General features: G+C 69.5%; 13 protein-coding genes. 4 read left to right on the top strand and 9 right to left on the bottom strand.

The annotated features are described in order from the left end of the window. Nucleotides 1-309: 309 nt before the first annotated feature. Nucleotides 310-1,281 carry a serine hydrolase domain-containing protein gene (locus tag EHO50_RS43185; RefSeq protein ID WP_246101839.1) on the bottom strand — a complete coding sequence of 324 codons (972 nt, stop codon included), beginning with the start codon at nucleotides 1,279-1,281 and terminating at the stop codon, nucleotides 310-312. A 177-nt stretch (nucleotides 1,282-1,458) separates the two neighbouring features. On the opposite strand from EHO50_RS43185, the gene EHO50_RS43180 reads away from it, so the two are divergent. After that, on the top strand, nucleotides 1,459-2,016 hold the full coding sequence (locus EHO50_RS43180; protein ID WP_128437368.1) for a glycoside hydrolase family 25 protein: 558 nt from the start codon (nucleotides 1,459-1,461) through the stop codon (nucleotides 2,014-2,016). Between the two features lie 61 nt (nucleotides 2,017-2,077). Next, nucleotides 2,078-2,620: an MOSC domain-containing protein gene (locus tag EHO50_RS43175; RefSeq protein ID WP_128437367.1), complete on the top strand. Its 543-nt coding sequence runs from the start codon at nucleotides 2,078-2,080 to the stop codon at nucleotides 2,618-2,620. A gap of 120 nt (nucleotides 2,621-2,740) precedes the next feature. On the opposite strand, the gene EHO50_RS43170 is transcribed toward EHO50_RS43175, so the two are convergent. Both EHO50_RS43170 and EHO50_RS43165 read right to left on the bottom strand, forming a co-directional pair. Beyond that, on the bottom strand, nucleotides 2,741-2,959 hold the full coding sequence (locus EHO50_RS43170) for an EF-hand domain-containing protein (RefSeq protein ID WP_128437366.1): 219 nt from the start codon (nucleotides 2,957-2,959) through the stop codon (nucleotides 2,741-2,743). Nucleotides 2,960-3,019: 60 nt separating this feature from the next. Then, nucleotides 3,020-3,934 (bottom strand): helix-turn-helix domain-containing protein, encoded by a 915-nt coding sequence (locus EHO50_RS43165; protein WP_128437365.1) that lies wholly within the window; start codon nucleotides 3,932-3,934, stop codon nucleotides 3,020-3,022. Between the two features lie 58 nt (nucleotides 3,935-3,992). Between EHO50_RS43165 and EHO50_RS43160 the strand changes: the two genes are divergently transcribed. Continuing rightward, nucleotides 3,993-4,628, top strand: a complete 636-nt coding sequence (locus tag EHO50_RS43160; protein WP_128437364.1) for a GNAT family N-acetyltransferase — start codon at nucleotides 3,993-3,995, stop codon at nucleotides 4,626-4,628. A 4-nt stretch (nucleotides 4,629-4,632) separates the two neighbouring features. Here the strand turns inward: EHO50_RS43160 and EHO50_RS43155 are convergent, their stop codons facing one another. The 6 genes from EHO50_RS43155 to EHO50_RS43130 form a co-directional block, all read right to left on the bottom strand. Then, entirely contained in the window at nucleotides 4,633-5,265 is a 633-nt protein-coding gene (locus tag EHO50_RS43155) for an ADP-ribosyltransferase (RefSeq protein WP_128437363.1), read from the bottom strand. A gap of 91 nt (nucleotides 5,266-5,356) precedes the next feature. Further along, on the bottom strand, nucleotides 5,357-6,556 hold the full coding sequence (locus EHO50_RS43150) for a YncE family protein (protein WP_181449805.1): 1,200 nt from the start codon (nucleotides 6,554-6,556) through the stop codon (nucleotides 5,357-5,359). A 742-nt stretch (nucleotides 6,557-7,298) separates the two neighbouring features. Continuing rightward, complete coding sequence (locus tag EHO50_RS43145; protein ID WP_128437361.1) at nucleotides 7,299-7,802, bottom strand: ATP-binding protein; 504 nt, start codon at nucleotides 7,800-7,802, stop codon at nucleotides 7,299-7,301. Between the two features lie 296 nt (nucleotides 7,803-8,098). After that, complete coding sequence (locus tag EHO50_RS43140; RefSeq protein WP_128437360.1) at nucleotides 8,099-8,866, bottom strand: enoyl-CoA hydratase/isomerase family protein; 768 nt, start codon at nucleotides 8,864-8,866, stop codon at nucleotides 8,099-8,101. Nucleotides 8,867-9,039: 173 nt separating this feature from the next. Then, the gene (locus EHO50_RS43135) at nucleotides 9,040-10,281 is read right to left on the bottom strand and encodes a L,D-transpeptidase (RefSeq protein WP_181449804.1); all 1,242 of its coding nucleotides are present in this window, start codon (nucleotides 10,279-10,281) and stop codon (nucleotides 9,040-9,042) included. A 170-nt stretch (nucleotides 10,282-10,451) separates the two neighbouring features. After that, nucleotides 10,452-11,693: a L,D-transpeptidase gene (locus EHO50_RS43130; RefSeq protein ID WP_128437358.1), complete on the bottom strand. Its 1,242-nt coding sequence runs from the start codon at nucleotides 11,691-11,693 to the stop codon at nucleotides 10,452-10,454. Nucleotides 11,694-11,850: 157 nt separating this feature from the next. Between EHO50_RS43130 and glgX the strand changes: the two genes are divergently transcribed. Further along, a complete protein-coding gene (gene glgX, locus EHO50_RS43125; RefSeq protein ID WP_128437357.1) occupies nucleotides 11,851-14,097 on the top strand; it encodes a glycogen debranching protein GlgX in 2,247 nt (748 codons plus the stop codon). Nucleotides 14,098-14,175 lie beyond the last annotated feature (78 nt).

Genomic DNA, 14,175 nt, shown 5'->3' with positions numbered 1-14,175 from the left:
ATGCACAGACCACACGTGCCCGATTGGCCCAAATTCCAAGGTCAACGAAAACAAGAAACCCCAGCCATCGAATGCCGCCCGAGCATCAACTGCCCAATCCCGCGGGCGCCTCACGCAGCATGGGATACGTTGTAATCACCGCCCGACAAGAAGTCCCCAAAAAGTCCCTGACGTGGTTCAAGGCAAGCCTGGGCATGCCAAAACTGCAGGTCAACCACATGATCAACAGCCGTCCACATGTAGGTGAAGTACAAGGAGACGGCGCGGGGCGGGCTGGCGGTCAACATCATCGAGTGCTGAGGGAACCCCTCACGAGGTGGGCGGCACCGCCGCCGACACCTCGGTCAGCAGGCGCTCGGCCTCCATGCCCCATCGCGAGACGATCACCAGGTCGCGTGCCGGATCCACCCACAGCAGGTGGCTGCCCCCGTTTCCGCGGGCGCAGCGTCCGGTGCGCGGCGCTCGGGGCCATACCGTGCCGTCGTCGTTGAGCCACCAGGACAGGCCGTACTCGGGCTTGACCCGGCAGGGCGTCCACAGCTCCTCGATCCAGCGACGCGACAGGACCTGACGCCCGCCCCATGTCCCGCCGCGCAGGCAGAGCCGGCCGATGCGGGCCAGGTCCAGGGCGCTGATCCACAGACCGCCGCCCCAGTGCGCGCCACCGGAGACCACCGGCACGGCGGCGCCGTCGATCTCGACCACCGAGTTCTCATAGCCGTGCCAGGACCACCCGTCGCAGGCGCCGATCGGCGTCATGACGCGGTCGCGCAGCACGTCCGGCAGGGCGCGGCCGAACAGGACCGTGAGCGCCAGCGCGGTCAGGTTCACCCGTACGTCGTTGTAGGCCCAGCCGGCGCCGGGCGGTCCCCCCGCCGACTCGGTGCCCTCCCGGGTGCTCTGCGCGTCCACCCACGTCGGCTTGGACCACAACTCACCCTCCCACTGGCTGGTTTGATCCAGCAGGTGGCGCCATGTGATCGCGCGCCCGTGGGAGCTGCTGCCGAACTCGGGCAGGTCCACCGACTCCGCCACCGGCTCGTCCAGGCGCAACACCCCGTCGTCGAACGCGACGCCCGCCACCAGCGACAGCACGCTCTTCGTGGCGCTGTACGCCATCTCCGCGCGCGTCGGGTCACCCCACGACGCGAGGACGGCGCCGCGCCGCACCACGACACCACTGACCCCCTGCCCGTCGAGGAGTGGGCCGATGACCTCGCGGTGCGAGGTGTCCGACACCTGAGCGGCGAGATACGCCGCCATGTCGTCGATGCCAGCCACCGGGCGCCCCGCCTGCGCACGCACGGCCCGCGCGAGTGCCGCAGCGTCCACTCCCTCCCAGGGGTCACCTGTCGGAGGTTCACATTTCCGTGTCATGGACGGATCACCCATGTCAAGGTGGGGCATACAACAAGTCCAACCCCTGTCCCCCCACCGGCACTTCAGGGAGCTCCCCACATGCTGCGCGGCATCGACGTAAGCGCGTACCAGTCCTCGACATACGACACCGACGGCCTCTCCTTCGTCTTCATCAAGGCGACCGAGGGCCGCTCCTACACCAACCCCAAACTCGCCGCCCAGACCAAGCGCGCCCGCGACGCGGGCCTGGTAGTCGGCTTCTACCACTTCCTGTGGCCCGGCAACCTCTCGGCCCAGGCGGAGTACTTCGTCAGCAAGGCCCCCGAGAGAGCGGGCGACATCCTCGCCGTCGACTGGGAGACCACGAGTGCGGGGACGCACGCGAGCAACGCGGAGAAGGACCTCTTCATCCGGAAGGTGAAGGAGAAGCGGCCCAACAACCCGGTGATCCTGTACGCGAACCGGCACTACTGGCTCAACGTCGACACGACGTCGTACGCCGGTGACGGGCTCTGGATCGCCGACTACGTGACCGCAGGCAAGCCCCGCATCCAGGCGAAGTGGCGCTTCCACCAGTACACGGACGACCCGCTGGACAAGAACGTCGCCCGCTTCGAAAGCAAGGCCGCGCTGCGGGAGTGGGCCGAGAACGCCTGACCGCATAGGCTCCGACCTGCGGCGAAGCAGTCGTCGCTGCGGAAGAGGGGAGCTTCTCGGCATGAGTGGGACTGTCGCGGCGGTCAGCAGTAACGGAACGTACTCGTTCACCAAGCCGAACCGGGAGAGCATCACGCTGATCGCCGGGCTCGGCGTGGAGGGCGACGTGCACGCGGGCGCCACCGTGAAGCACCGGTTCCGGATGCGGAAGGATCCCTCGCAGCCGAACCTGCGGCAAGTACACCTCATCCATGCGGAGTTGTTCGACGAGGTGCGCGAGGCGGGTTTCGAGGTGGCGGCCGGGGAGCTCGGGGAGAACGTCACCACGCAGGGCATCGATCTGCTCGGGCTGCCGACGGGGACGCTCCTGCGACTCGGGGGCGAGGCCGTCGTGGAGGTGACCGGGCTACGCAATCCCTGTGCACAGATCGACGGGTTTCAGCAGGGGTTGATGAAGCAGGTCGTCGGGCGGGACGCCGAGGGCGGTGTGCGGTTCAAGTCCGGGATCATGAGCGTCGTCCTCAGCGGAGGTGTGGTCAGGGCCGGGGACCCGATCCTCGTCCAGCTTCCGGACGGGCCGCACCGGCCCCTGGAGATCGTGTGACGTAGGCGCGCCGACGCGCCTCAGATCCGTACGACGATCTTGCCCGGCATGAACGAAAGGTGCCCGTTCACCACCGCAGCGATGAGCGGGCACCCTTCCTCATGCGTCACTCGTCACTCGTCACTTGTTCAGGAAGGACCAGAACTCGTCGAACGACAGGACCTTGTCGCCGTTCAGGTCGCGGCTCTTGATGATCGCCTCGGCGACCGACTCCGTCACGTTCCAGTCGCCGCCCTGGGCGAGCGCTGACTTGAACTCGGCGGCGGTGATGAACCCGTCTCCGTCCCCATCGATCCGCTCGAACTGCTTGCGCGCTTCCTCGATGTCGATGTGCGCCACCGGTCCGCCCCTTTTTCTCGCGTTTTGTCGTGTCTTGCTGGCGTGCTGCCGCAGGTCAGACTAACCGCCCGGCCGCGCCTGCAGCGCGGCGACCACCCAGGCGAAGTCCTCGGCGTACGACGGCTGGGGTTCGAGGCCCTTCACCACGGCCCACAGCTCCCGGTACCGGGCGACCCGTGAGCTCGAAGCCGCCGACAGCCGCTCCAGTACGGCGGCCCGGTCGGCGTCGCCGAGCAGCTGCCGCAGCACCTCCTCGGCCTCCGGTGCCTCGGGAGCGATGCCCTGGCGCCGTGCGTCGGCTGCGAGCTGCACCAGGCGGCTGATGAACCACAGGGACGTGCCCGCCGGGACATCCGGCCCGCGGTCCGCCGCATTGAACTCGATCATCCTGCGCATCAGCGCGCGGAAGTCCGGGTCCTGGATCATTTCCGCCAGTTCCACCCAGGCGTCCACCTGCTCCGGCGTGGGGTCGTCGGGCAGCTCCGCCGGTACGAACCGCAGCCGGCCGCGGATGTCGGGGTCGGCCGTATCGAGCCCCTCGAAGATCTCGCTCATGAAGTCGTCGACGATCCGCCTTCGCTCGGCCGCCGACAGCCGCGCCAGTTTGTTCACCAAGGTCATCTCCTCCGAGGTCGAGCCGCGCCGTGCCACGGTCGACAGCACGGCCCGGGTCACCTTCAGCGACCGGATCTGCGCGTCCAACGCCACCACATGCGCGGCCGCGACCTGCGCGACCGTCGCCTCCCCGGCCAGCACCTTGCGTACGTCGTCCAGGCCCAGGCCCAGCTCGCGCAGAGTGCGGATCAGTTCCAGCCGGGCGACGGACTCGGCGTCGTAGAGCCGGTAGCCGCCCGCGGAACGGGTCACCGGGGGCAGCACGCTCTCGTCCGACCAGTAGCGGATGGTGCGCACGGTCAGTCCGGTGGCCCGGGCCAGCTCGCCGATGGTGAGAAGTCCGGTGCCGTCTTCGATCATGTCTGCGAGTGTGGGCCTTCCAGTGGGTGGAGACTCAAGGAGCAGGACAGGGGCGGTCGTGGCGGAGACCTTGCGGGACATTCTCGACGCGGCGGCGCGGGGAGTCTTCCCGCCTGCGGACGGCCGTACGACTGTCGTCCCGCAGCCGTCGCACCACGACTCGGGCGTCCTCGCCTTCACCGCGCACTCCGTCGTCTTCACCGACGAGGATCCCGCGTGGGTGTACGCGGCACTGCGCGACGTCGACTGCGACGGGCTGGCCGCGCCGATGAATCCGCGCTTCCTGGCGGCTCTCATGGAGCGGACGGGACGTACGGCCGAGACCATGGACGCGGTGCTGGTCGGCTCCGCGTTGCCCGGTGAGCCGTCGCTCGCGCTGACCGAGATCGAGGATGCCGACCACCCCCGGATCGTCTACGCCCGACGGCGGCGCGACGACGTGCGCGCATGGGCGGCGGACGGCGGCGTGCTGGTGATGGGGCGCGGCGTCGCCGGGCGGCTGGAGGTCTCGGTCGAGGTGGACGACGCGGTACGGCATCGGGGGCTGGGGCGGCGGCTGGTGACCGCCGCCCGGCATCTGGTCACGGAGCCGCTGTGGGCGCAGGTCGCGCCGGGGAACGCCCGCAGCATGCGGGCGTTCCTGGCGGGCGGCTACCGACCGGTGGGCGCGGAGGCACTGCTGCACGCCCGGTAGGGCGTCAGTGCCAGGCCTCGTAGTGCGGGTTGCTCTGGCAGCCGCTCATGATCTCGACCTTGGTCGTCTTGTTCACCGGGCAGACCCCGATGATGTACTTCCGGGCGATCCCGCCGGGGAAGGCGACCTCGACCTGGTCGGCCCATTTGTGGGTGTCGCCGATGGTCTTGTTGACGTCGATGCCGCCGGGGGCGTCGATGTAGTAGTTCCAGCCGGACTTCCACCACGTCTTGTACAGGTCGTGGTCGTACGACGTGGAGACGTACGGGGAGGGCTGGTTGACGAGGACGTACTGCTCCAGGTCGTACTGGCCGTTCACCACGTCCTTGGGCTTGAAGCCCTCCTCGAAGACGATGTTCGGGCCACGGCCGTCGGCCCGGTAGAGCGTGCCGCAGGTGGTGCGCCACGCGGGGTCGGGGGTGATGCGGTCGATGTCGACGCGGCGGTCGGCGGCGGCCTTGACCTTGTCGTCGTACTGGACGGGACAGGCGGCCGGGGCGGGGGCGGCGGCCTTGGCGACGGTCGTGCGGGGCGAGGTGGGGACGGTCTCGGGGGCCGTTGCGGCCGTCGTCGCGAGGACGGCCGAGAGGGACAGGACGGCGGCAGCGGCCCGCCGCCGCAGGCGAGTTGTGATCATGGAGAGCACGATCCCGGGCCCGGGGCGGCGGGTCGTGGAACGTCACCCGTTCGGCGGCGTGTCCACTGACCGCGGGTCAACTACGTCTCGGCTAACGGAAGATGCCGGTGTGGCCCAGGGAGTAGCGGCCCGGCTGCGGGTAGACGGCGAGGCCGTGCGGGCCGCTGCCGACGGGGATGCGGGCGAGCTCCTGGCCGGTGCGGGTGTCGATGGCGTACACCTCGGAGTCGTAACGCCCCGACAGCCACAGCACCTTGCCGTCGGCGGAGACGCCGCCCATGTCGGGGCTGCCGCCGTCGGGGAGGTGCCACTTCTTGGTGAGCCTGTTCTGGGTGAAGTCGAAGACGGAGACGGAGCCCTCGCCTCGGTTGGAGACGTACATCTCGCGCGAGTCGCGGCTGACGTAGAGGCCGTGGCAGCCCTTGCCGGTGGGCAGGAGCGTGGGCTCGGTGAACTTGTCGCCGTCCAGGACCCACATGCCGTCCGCCATCATGTCGGCGATGTAGAACCTCTTGCCGTCCGGGGAGACCTTCACGTCCTGCGGCATGGCTCCGTCGAAGGGGAGTTTCTGCTGCCCGACGACCTTCATCCGCTCCGTGTCGACCTTCAGCAGTTCGCCGCTGAACTCGCAGGACACGATGAAATAGCGGCCGTCGAGGGAGAAGTCGGCGTGGTTGACGCCGTAACAGGTGACCGGCTCGGTCTTGATCCGCTTCATGGTGTGGGGGTCGCGGAAGACGAGTTCGCGGTCGAGGGAGGCCATGACGACGGCGTACTTGCCGTTGGGGGTGAAGTAGAGGTTGTAGGGGTCGTGGACCTCGACGTCCTTGCCCGCCTTGCCGGTCTTCGGGTCGATGGGGGTGAGGGTGTGGCCGCGGTTGTTGTTGACCCAGAGGGTCTTCAGGTCCCAGGACGGGACGACGTGTTGGGGCTGGCGGCCGACGGGGATCGTCTCGATGATCTCGTACGTCTTCGGGTCGATGACGGAGACCGTGTCCGACTCGGTGTTCGGGACGTAGACGCGGGACGGGAAGTCCTTGACGACCGGGGAGAGCTTGTTCGGGCGGTCGGCGGCGTAGACGTCCTTCGGGTCCAGGACGGGGGGCATGCCGGGCAGTCCCTGGACGGTCTTCTTCTTCGCCGGGGCGGGGATGGCGGCCTGGGTGGCGGCATGGGTGCCGCCGTGGGACTCGGGGGCGGGCCGGGTCTTGTCCTTGGCGGACTCGGTGCCGCAGGCGGCGAGGGCGAGGAGGCCTGCGCCGGCGAGGAGGGTGCGGTGGAGGAGGTTCATCGGCAGTTCTTCCAGTGCGGCGGGGATCGGTCGGTATGATCACTGGACCATTTAATGAGGATTGCGTCGAAAAACGCATGATTCACCCGATGGGCGGTTCGAGCGGGTCGCCGTCGCCGGGTTGTTTTCGCCCCCGCCGCCCCTACCCTTCCCGTCCTCCAGGGGCTGCCGCCCCTTCGACCCCGCCTCCTGGGGGCTGCCGCCCCCAGACCCCCGCTTCGGCCCTGAAGGGGCCTCGTCCTCAAACGCCGGACGGGCTGAAATACCTGGGCCGGCGCTGGGAAGTGACCGTCAGCGCCGCCAGGCACAGCCCCCAGCGAGTGGGTGGGGGTTCGGGATGGCAATGGCCTCGTCCTCGAACGCCGGACGGGCTGGATGATGCTGGCCGGCGCTGAGAGGTGAAGCCCCCTGCGGGTGGGTGAGGGCCGGGATGGTGGAGCGCCTCGTCCTCGAATGCCGGGCGGGCTGAATTGCCTGGGCCAGCGCCGGGAAGTGACCGGCGGCTCCGCGCGGCAGAGCCCCCAGCGGGTGGGCGCGGGGGCTGGGGATGGCCGTGCTCGTCCTCGGACCCGGGCGGGCTGGATGGTGCCGACCGGCGCTGGGAATTGACCGGCAGCGCCGCGAGGCACAGCCCCCAGCGAGTGGGTGGGGGCTAGGGATGGTGCGGCCTGGTTCTCGAGGGTGGGACAGGCCGACATGCATGCCTGGGCCCGCGTCGGGGAGTGACCGCCGCTGCATTCCGCTAGCGGTCCGCCACCCGCATCTCGAACCATGTCGTCTTGCCGCGCGGCAGCAGGTCCACGCCCCAGCGGTCGGAGAGTTTGTCCACCAGGAACAGGCCTCGGCCGCTGACGTCCATCTCCTGGACCGGCATCAGACAGGGCAGGCCGCGGGAAGGGTCGCGGACCTCGATGCGGATCCAGCCTCGGCGGCGGCGCATGCGGAGGCCGAAGACGCGGGCGCCGGTGTGGCGGACGGCGTTGCCGACCAGTTCCGAGACGAGCAGGACCGCGTCCTCCGTCATCTTCGGAGTCAGGCCCCACTGGCGCAGGACCACCACCTGGGCCAGCCGCCGCGCCGTCGCCGCGGACTCGGGGCGGGACGGGAGCGGAACCTCCGCCTCCGTGGGATTGCCGAACAGCTCCAACACCTTGGAGGCAGCTTCGTCCTCGGCCGCCGGCGACCAGCGCGCCGCGGCTGCACGGCTGTGTCCCCGCGGCTGTTCGATACCCTCCAGCCCCGCCATGCCCCCATCATGGCCGCCGACAGGGCCCTCCGGGGCCGTTCCCGTGGAATACACCCCCCGGAATCCCCCATTCCGAAGGGCTCCGTTGGCATATGACAGAGGCAGTTCGGTGTCGCTCGCAGCCCGTCTGACCTGCGACGAAGGGTCTGCTGGAGGCAATCGACGGGCTCCCTCGACAAGGCACGCTTAAGGTTGCCTTAAGGCTGCCATAAACCGCCCCATCGAGGGACCCGGATCAGACATCCCGTCAATTGCAAGTGATTCGGCGGAGTTTCAGACCGGGCTTTTCCCGGCTCTCAGAGGAACTTCGCCTTGCCCGGGCCCTCCTCCACGAAGCTCCGCATCCCCCGCTCCCGGTCCTCCGTCGCGAACAGCCCCGCGAACCAGCCCCGTTCGACCGCAAGGCCCGTCTCGATGTCCGTCTCCAGGCCCGTGTCGATCGACTCCTTCGCCGCACGCAGCGCGATCGCCGGACCCTGCGCCAGCTTCGCCGCCCAGGCGTGCGCCTCGGCGTAGACCTGGTCCGGCGCCACCACGCGGTCCACCAGGCCCAGCTCCCGCGCCTCGTCCGCCTTCACCATACGGCCCGTGAAGATCAGGTCCTTCGCCTTCGACGGGCCGATCAGGCGGGCCAGCCGCTGGGTGCCGCCCGCGCCCGGGATCAGACCGAGCAGGATCTCCGGCTGGCCCAGTTTGGCGTTGTCCCCGGCGATCCGGTAGTCCGCGCACAGCGCCAACTCGCAGCCGCCGCCGAGCGCGTAGCCCGTCACGGCCGCCACCACCGGCTTCGGGATCCGGGCCACCGCCGTGAACGACTCCTGCAGGGCCCGTGCGCGCAGGACCATCGCCGTGTGGTCCATGGCCTGCATCTCCTTGATGTCCGCGCCTGCCGCGAACACCTTCTCCCCGCCGTAGATCACCACGGCCCGTACGTCGTCACGACGGCCCGCCTCCTCGGCGAGTTCCTTGAGCCTGTCCTGGGTGGCGACGTCCAGCGCGTTCATGGGCGGGCGGTCGAGACGCAGGGTGCCGACGCCTTCGGCGACTTCGAGATTCACGGTCATGCCAGCAGGTTAACGGGGGCTAACGGCTACGGCCCCGGTGCCGTCGGTCACACCCGGCCGGGTGTCTGGGGGGGGTGTCCCCCAGGCAGGCACAGCACGGCGGCTAACGGCTGCGGCCCCGGTGCCGTACCTCACATCGAGGCACAGCTCCGGGGCCGCAGATCGTCGTAGGCCTACGCCTTCCACTTCTCCCACGACATGTTCCAGCCGTTCAGGCCGTTGTCGGGAGCGACCGTCGCGTCGTTGGAGTTCTTCACGACCACCACGTCGCCGATCATCGAGTGGTTGAAGAACCACGCGGCCGGCGTGCCGCCGTCCCAGGCGCCCTTGACGTCGCGCAGGCCGATGCAGCCGTGGCTGGCGTTGGTGTTGCCGAAGACGCCGCCACCCCAGTAGTTGCCGTGGATGAAGGTGCCGGAGTCGGTCAGGCGGGTGGCGTGCGGGACGTCGTCGATGTCGTACTCGCCGTCGTAGCCGACGGTGTCGCCGTTCATGCGGGTCTCGACGAACTTCTCGGTCATGACCATCTGGCCGTTCCAGGTGTCGTACCCGGGCTTGCCGGTGGTGACGGGGATGGTCTTGATGACCTTGCCGTCCTGCGTGACCTTCATCTTCTGGGTCTTCACGTCGACGACCGAGACCTGGTTGCGGCCGATGGTGAAGGAGATCTTCTTGTCCTGCTCGCCGTAGACGCCGTCGCGCCCCTCGACACCGTCGAGGTTGAGGTCGACGGTGACCTTCGTGCCGGCCTTCCAGTACTTCTCGGGACGGAAGTCGAGGCGGTCGTTGCCGAACCAGTGGCCGGCGACCTCGACGGCCGGCTCGGTCTTGATGGTGATGGCCTTCTCGACGTCCTCGGGGTTGGTGATGCCCCGGGTGAAGCGCAGCGAGAACGGCATTCCGACGCCGACCTTGGAGCCGTCCTCGGGCGTGAAGGTGCCGATGAAGGTGTTCTTCGGCGTCAGGGTGGTGAAGTCTGCCTCCTTGGCCGCCTCCAGGCCCTCGGCGTCCTTGGCGACCGCGTGCACCGTGTACGCCGTGGCGGCGGCGAGGTGCGTGGACGGCGTCCAGGTGGCGCCGTCGCCGGATATCTTGCCGTCGATCGCGTTGCCCTTGGCGTCCTTGACCTCGACGTCCGTCAGCTTGCCCTTGGCCGCCGTCACCTTCAGCGCGCCGCTGGTCTCGACGGACTTGGCTCCGTCGCCCGGAGCTATGGTCACGACCGCCTGCGACTTCTTGGTCTGTGCCGTGCCGGCGTCCTTGCCCTTGCCGTCACCGGACCCCGAGTCCGAGCCACCGCCCCCGCCGCACGCGGTGACGGCGAGCAGCAGCACCCCGGCCAGTGCCGCCATCTCCTTGCGTCCACGCCTCCCGCGCGCGTCAACCGACGCCCCCGATATCGGCCGCACGTTCAAGTCGTTCTCCCCTCCCCAGGCCTGGTCAGGCCCGCGCCCCCGCGCGTTTCCCGCGCGCACCGGCGCATATTAACCACAAGGTCATCTGCGTCGGCGCCACGCGATTGTCACCGTTCCGTTCCAACATCGGCAGATAGCCGGTTGGTCGAGCAACTCACCCCCCTGTCCTGTTACTTCACCGCACTCCCCGCCTTCCACTCCTTCCAGCCCATATTCCATCCTCCGAGCCCATTGTCAGGAGCGACCTTTTTGTCATTGCTGCGGACGACTTCGACGACGTCCCCGATCAGGCTGCGGTCGAAGAACCAGCCCGCGGGCGTCTCGGACCCGCCGCCCTTGACGTCCCTGAGCCCCACGCACCCGTGGCTGACATTGCTCCGTCCGAAGATGGAGGCGTCCGCCCAGTAGTTGCCGTGCAGGAAGGTGCCGGAGTCGGTGAGGCGCATGGCGTGGGGGACGTCCGGGATGTCGTACTCGCTCTTGCCGTTGGCCTTCTTGAAGCCGACCGTCGCGCCGTTCATCCGGGTCAGCTCGAGCATCTCGGTGACCACCATCTTGCCGTTGTACGTCGTGTTCTTGGGTGCGCCGGCCGTGATCGGCACCGTGGTGAGCAGTTCGCCGTCGCGCCGTACCTCCATGGTGTGCTCGGCCGCGTCGACGAGGGAGACCTGGTGGCGGCCGACGGTGAAGGAGAACGTCTTGTACTGCAGCCCGTACACCCCGGGCGCGCCTTCGACGTCCCGCAGCCGCAGTGCGACGGTGACCTGGGTGCCGGGCTTCCAGTAGTGCTCGGGGCGGAAGTCGAGGCGGGACTTGTGGAACCAGTGCGGGCGGATCTCCACGGCCGGCTCGGCGGTGACCTGGACGGCGCGTTCGACGGCGGCCCGGTTCTCGATCTCCCGGTTGAACTCCAGGGAGACGATCATTCCGGTGCCGACGGTGGAGCGGTTCTCCGGGGTGACGTATCCGATGAACCGCTCTTCGGGGACGTACGTGGTGAAGGTCGTGTGCCGTGCGCTGCGGCGCCCCTGGCCGTCGACGGCCACGGCGTCGATCGTGTACTTGGCGGCCAGCGCGAGCCCGGGGTCCACGGGCTCCCAGCGCCGGCCGTCCTTGGAGATGTGCCCGGGCACCGGGAACTCCTGCGCGTCCTGGGACTTGACGACCTTCACCGACTCCAGGTGGCCGCCCGGCACCCGGACGAGCAGCCTGTCGTCGGGGCGTACGCCCTTGCTGCGGTCGTCCGGCAGGACCCGGATGACGTCCTCGGGCGCCGGCGGTTTGCCCAGCATCTGGTCGACGCCGCCGCCGTCCGAGGTGCAGCCGGTCACCCCGGCCAGCAGGCCGGCCCATGTCAGTACGGCGGCCAACACGGCCCCCGCGCGCCGCGCGCGCCCTTGTACGTGCCTCACGAAGACCCCAACGACCGGGGCGGCCCTGGGGAAACGTGAGTGCGAGCCATGCGGTGGGCAGAACATGTGGGAGGACGACGCGACGGGGAGCCGCGGACGGGACGCCGGGGCTCTCCTTCCACATTCGTGTGGTCCCTGAGCCGTGGGAGGCCGACAGGTGTCGAGCGCAGCCGAGCAGGAGGCGGTGGCCGGGGCGGTCCCCGCTGAGGAGGGGCGCCCGGCCGCCGTCGTGAACGGCGCGCAGCGCAAGGCCCCTGCCGTGCCCGTATGGCCGGGCACGCCCGTGCCGCTCGGCGCCCGCTTCCGGGTCGGCCCGGACGGGGTGGCGGGCACCAACTTCGCGCTGTGGGCGGGCGGGGCGGAGGCCGTCGAGCTGTGTCTCTTCGACGAGGAGGGCAAGGAGACTCGGGCCAAGCTGACCGAACTGACGCACGAGATATGGCACGGCTTCGTGCCGGGCGTCATGCCGGGGCAGCGCTACGGCTACCGGGTGCACGGCCGCTGGGACCCGTGGACCGGCGGCCGCTGGAACCCGGCGAAGCTGCTCCTCGACCCGTACGCGCGCGCGGTGGACGGCGACTTCAGCCTGCCGCCCGAGGTGTACGGGCATGTCCGCGACTGGCCCCAGCAGCATGTCGCGGACACCGTGCGCGACGACCGGGACTCGGCGCCGTACGTCCCGAAGGGTGTCGTCGTCCACGATGACGACGACTGGGCGGACGACCGCCGGCCGAAGACGCCGTGGGCCGACTCGGTGATCTACGAGGTACATGTGCGGGGCTTCACCGAGCTGCACCCGGGGATTCCCGAGGAGCTGCGGGGCACCTACGCCGGGCTGGCGCACCCGGCCGCCGTCGAGCACCTCGTCAAGCTGGGCGTGACGGCGGTGGAACTGCTGCCGGTGCACCAGTTCGCGCACGAGGACCATCTGCTCCGCAAGGGCCTGCGCAACTACTGGGGCTACAACTCCATCGGCTACTTCGCCCCGCACGCCGCGTACGCCGCCTCCGGTACGACCGGTCAGCAGGTCGGCGAGTTCAAGCGGATGGTCCGCGCCCTGCACGCGGCCGGGATCGAGGTCATCCTCGACGTCGTCTACAACCACACGGCGGAGGCGGGCGAGCTGGGCCCGACGCTGTCGCTGAAGGGCATCGACAACCGCGGGTACTACCGGTTGCAGTCGGATGCGCGCCGGTACGCGGACTACACGGGCTGCGGCAACACACTGCACGTCGTCCAGCCGCACGTCCTGCGGCTCATCACCGACTCGCTGCGGTACTGGGTGACGGAGATGGGGGTGGACGGTTTCCGGTTCGATCTGGCCGCCGCGCTGGCCCGCTCCATGCACGACGTCGACATGCTGTCGCCGTTCCTCGCGGTCATCGCGCAGGATCCGGTGCTGCGGCGGGTGAAGCTGATCGCCGAGCCGTGGGACGTGGGCTCGGGCGGCTATCAGGTGGGCGCCTTCCCACCGCTGTGGACGGAGTGGAACGACCGCTACCGCAATGCCGTACGGGACTTCTGGCGGGGCGCGCTGCCGGACGTACGGGATCTGGGCTATCGCCTGTCGGGGTCGAGCGACCTGTACGCGTGGGGCGGGCGCAGGCCCTACGCCTCCGTCAACTTCGTGACCGCGCACGACGGTTTCACGCTGCGGGACCTGGTGTCCTACGAGCGCAAGCACAACGAGGCGAACGGGGAGGGCAACCGGGACGGGTCGAACGACAACCGGTCCTGGAACTGCGGGGCCGAGGGCGAGACGGACGACGAGCGCGTACGGGCGCTGCGGCGGCGGCAGCTGCGGAACCTGCTGACGACCCTGTTGCTGTCGACGGGCGTGCCGATGCTGGTCGCGGGTGACGAGCTGGGGCGCACCCAGCGGGGCAACAACAACGCGTACTGCCAGGACAACGAGATCAGCTGGCTGGACTGGGGGCTGCTGGAGCAACCGGGCTGGAAGGCGCTGTTCGACCTGACCTCCCGGCTGATCGAGCTGCGGCACCGGCATCCCGTGCTGCGCCGGCGCGCCTTCTTCTCCGGGCGGGCGCATTCGGCAGACGGGCTGCGGGACCTGGCCTGGTTCACCCTGCGCGGCACGGAGATGACCGAACGGGACTGGTACGCGCCCGCCGCCACGCTGGGCATGTACTTGTCCGGGCGGGACATCCCGGGACGGGACGAGCGGGGGGCGCCGATCCTCGACGACAGTTTCCTGGCCGTCCTGCACGCCGGGGACCGGCCGGTGAGCTTCGTGCTGCCGGGGCCGCCGTGGGCGGAGCGGTACGAGGTGGTCGTCGACACCTCGCGGGAGGAGCAGGGGCAGGCGCCGGGAGTGGAGCACCGGGCGGGGGCGGCGATCACGGTGCCGGCAAGGGCCGTACTGCTGCTGCGGGTGCTCGACTGAGGGTGATGGGCGACGGTGATTCGCGGGGGGGGTGATTTGCTGAGGCAGCGTTGCAGTCCCATGAACTCCGCGCCGGAT

This window comes from Streptomyces cyaneus, assembly GCF_004028635.1.
In the GTDB taxonomy this organism is placed as follows: domain Bacteria; phylum Actinomycetota; class Actinomycetes; order Streptomycetales; family Streptomycetaceae; genus Streptomyces; species Streptomyces cyaneus.
This window is presented reverse-complemented; position numbering and strand designations above follow the sequence as displayed.